The sequence below is a fragment of the Pseudofrankia saprophytica genome (assembly GCF_000235425.2).
Taxonomy (GTDB): Bacteria; Actinomycetota; Actinomycetes; order Frankiales; family Frankiaceae; genus Pseudofrankia; species Pseudofrankia saprophytica.
In genome coordinates this window covers 7,052,862-7,055,778 of record NZ_KI912266.1, presented here as the reverse complement: position 1 = coordinate 7,055,778, position 2,917 = coordinate 7,052,862, and the positions used below count along the sequence as shown (strand labels likewise).

The following is a 2,917-nucleotide window of genomic DNA, read 5'->3' as shown; positions in this document are numbered from 1 at the left end:
GCGGCCCGGCGCCGTGCCTCCCGCCGCACCGGCTCGGCCCGCGGCTGCAGCTGGGGCCGGGGCGGCCGGTGGCCCAGGACACGGCCCGTCCGCACCGGCGCTCTTCGGCGAGCGGTCGTCGCGGTACCGGCAGCGCCTGGAGCACGTCACCGAACTGGACGACGATCACCCGGCCACCGCCTGGACCCCCGAGAAGCGTGGCTCCGGCTCGGCGACGATCACGCTGACCTGGGCCCCGCTGACGACCAGGACCGGGCTGCCGCGGCCGAGCGACCTGCATCTCGGCTGCCTCTGGCAGGCGCTCGACGGGTCGGCCGGCGTCCTGCAGCTGCTCGGCGGCGCGACGAGTGCCCCCGGCGGCGGCGCGGGCCGGCAGGTGCTGGCGCTCGCTCCCCGCGACGAGCGCGAGGGACAGAAGATCTTCGTCGACCTGCGGGCGCTGGAGACGTTCAAGCGTTTCTTCGTGTTCGCCTACGGTCTGCGCAGCGCCCCGGAATGGGACCTGCTACGCGGCGAGCTCACGGTCAGCGCCCGCACCGGCGAGCACCTCGACATCCGCCTCGGGGACGCCCCGTCGACCGCGCGGACCTGCGTCATCGCCTCGTTCCATGTGGCGCAGGACGACCTGGTCATCCGCCGCGAGAACGCTTTCTTCGACGGCCCCCCGGCCGAGGCCGCCGCCCGCTACGGCTGGGCCCTGCCCTGGAATCCCGATGGCCTGACCATCCGCGACCGCTAGCGCGGTCGCGCGGCCACCGCCGGGTTCGCGCCGGTCAGGTGGATCGCGGGTCATTGACCGTTACGCGGGTGCTCCCTACCGTCGTGACACGGCTGTCCATGACGCGCACGTCCCGATTCGGGGGCATCTTGTTCGACACCCTCGGCGTCGCGGCGCGTCGGGCCGCTGCCCGGACCGAGAAGACGCGCCGCCGGCTCGCGCAGACCGTGGCTGAGCTCGCGGCCGAGCTGCGGCCGGGCCCGGGGGACCAGGTCAACCCGGCGGAGTCGGCCGACCCGCGTTCGCGGGAGATCGCGGGCGTCTTCGAGGCGACGTGCGCCCGGCTCGCGGACGAGTTCGACGCGCTCGCGAACGGGCCGCTGGGCCGCCTGGGACCCGTCACCATCGCGCTGTTCGGCCGGACCGGCGCCGGCAAGAGCACCCTGGTGGAGGCGATCGGCCGGGGCGACGGCTCGACCATCTCGCCCCTGGCGGTGCTGGACCACACCCGGGAGATCAACGAGGTTCCGTGGGGGGACCTGCTGCTGGTGGACACGCCGGGGTTCGGCGGCGAGTCGTGGGCCCAGCTGGTCGAAGAGGCCCGCGCCGGCGTGGAACGGGCCGACCTCGTGCTGCTCTGCTTCGACTCGCTCAACCAGCTCGCCCCGGAGTTCGCCACCGTCGCGGAGTGGATCGCGGCCTACGGCCGGCCGGCGGTCGCCGTCCTCAACAGCCGCAACCGCCGGTGGCGCGATCCCGACCAGGTCACCACCGTCCGGAAGCGGGCGAGCCTCTCGAACTCGCTGCGCGGTCATGCCAGCCACATCGAGGACGAGTTCGCCGCCATCGGCCTGGCCGGCATCCCGATCGTCGCCGTCAGCTCGGTACGGGCGGCCTACGCACGCTGCGACCCCTACCGGGCACAGGACGTCGAGAGCAGGGACGCCGCCCTCGCCCGGGTCGACCGCGAGACCCTGCTCGACTGGTCCAACCTGCCCGCCCTCGAGGCTCTCCTCGCCGAAGGGCTGGGGGACGACAACGCCGTCCACCTGCGCCTGGGCCGGCTGATCAACAGGGTGCGCGGCGAGCTGGCGGAGGCGGACAGGGTCCTCGCCGAGCAGGTGGAGACGCCGGCGCTGCTGCTGGCGGCGCAGGTCGAGGCCGGCATCACCAGGTCGATCCAGACCACCGGCCGACTGGCCGACGGCGCGGTGCCGGCTGGGACGGTGCCGGCTGGGACGGCTCCGGCCGGGACGGCGGCCCGCGCGGCGGCGCGCGCCCTCGCCGAACTGGAAGGGCTGCGCGGCGAGCGGTTCGCCGAGCCCGAGATCTCGCCGGGACAGCACGTCGCCAACGTGGCGACGGACCGGCTGCGGCCGGCGCGGATGGCGGCGCGGGCCCGAGCCGCTGACCTCGTCGAGCAGGCGTGGCGAGACAGCCGGATGGTCGGCGAGGACGAGTTCGAAAGCCAGGTCTACCGGGACGGCGAGATCAGGGACACGGCCCAGGCCGTCGTGGACGCCGTCGTCGTCCGGTACGCCGAGATCCTGGGCGCGGTGCGTGCCGACACCCAGGCCGACCTGCGCGGCCTCGCCCGCCGCGGTGTCGCTGACGGGCAGGCCGGGCGACTACTGCGCCTGGCCGGCACCGCGGGCGGGGTCGTCGCCTCCCTCGGCGGCGTCGGGATGGGCGCCGCGTTCGCGAGCGCCGCGGCCGGCGGCGGCGTGGTCGCCGCGGCCGGAGCCGGTCTCGCGATCGGGGCCATCACGATCACTCCGGTGGGACTGGCCGTGATCGGGATCGGTCTCGCGATCCTGGGGCTGGCCGGCAAGGTGGCCCTCGACCGCGGCCAGCGGGCGCGGGACGAGGGGCACGCCCGCGCGCTGGCGGACGCCCGCGCCGCGGTCAGCGAGACCTTCGACCAGGTCGAGAGCGCGGTCGCCGCCGCGTGCGAGCGGGCACGCGTCGCCGCGTTCGTCCAGTACGTGCTGCCCGAGGTCGATGTGGCGATCACCCTGCGGCGCGTCGCGCGGGCCGCGGCGAGGCGCCGCGCGGTCCTGAGCTCCCAGCTCGGCCGGGTCGAGACGGCGCGGGAGCCGGTCGCGGTGCTGCGGGAGGCGGTGGCGGCGTGCGAACGCCGGTCGCCGTACGGCGAGGCGGCGCCCCAGGCGCTGTGGCTCGGCGAGTCCTGGATTCGCG

At 75.6% G+C, this 2,917-nt stretch carries 1 protein-coding gene and 1 pseudogene; both read left to right on the top strand.

What is annotated here, in order from left to right:
- Nucleotides 1–739 (top strand): annotated as a pseudogene (locus FRCN3DRAFT_RS49965) (TerD family protein); the annotation flags it as partial.
- A 98-nt stretch (nt 740–837) separates the two neighbouring features.
- On the top strand, nt 838–2,917 hold a 2,080-nt coding region (locus tag FRCN3DRAFT_RS55475), incomplete at its 3' end, for a GTPase domain-containing protein (protein WP_198536050.1).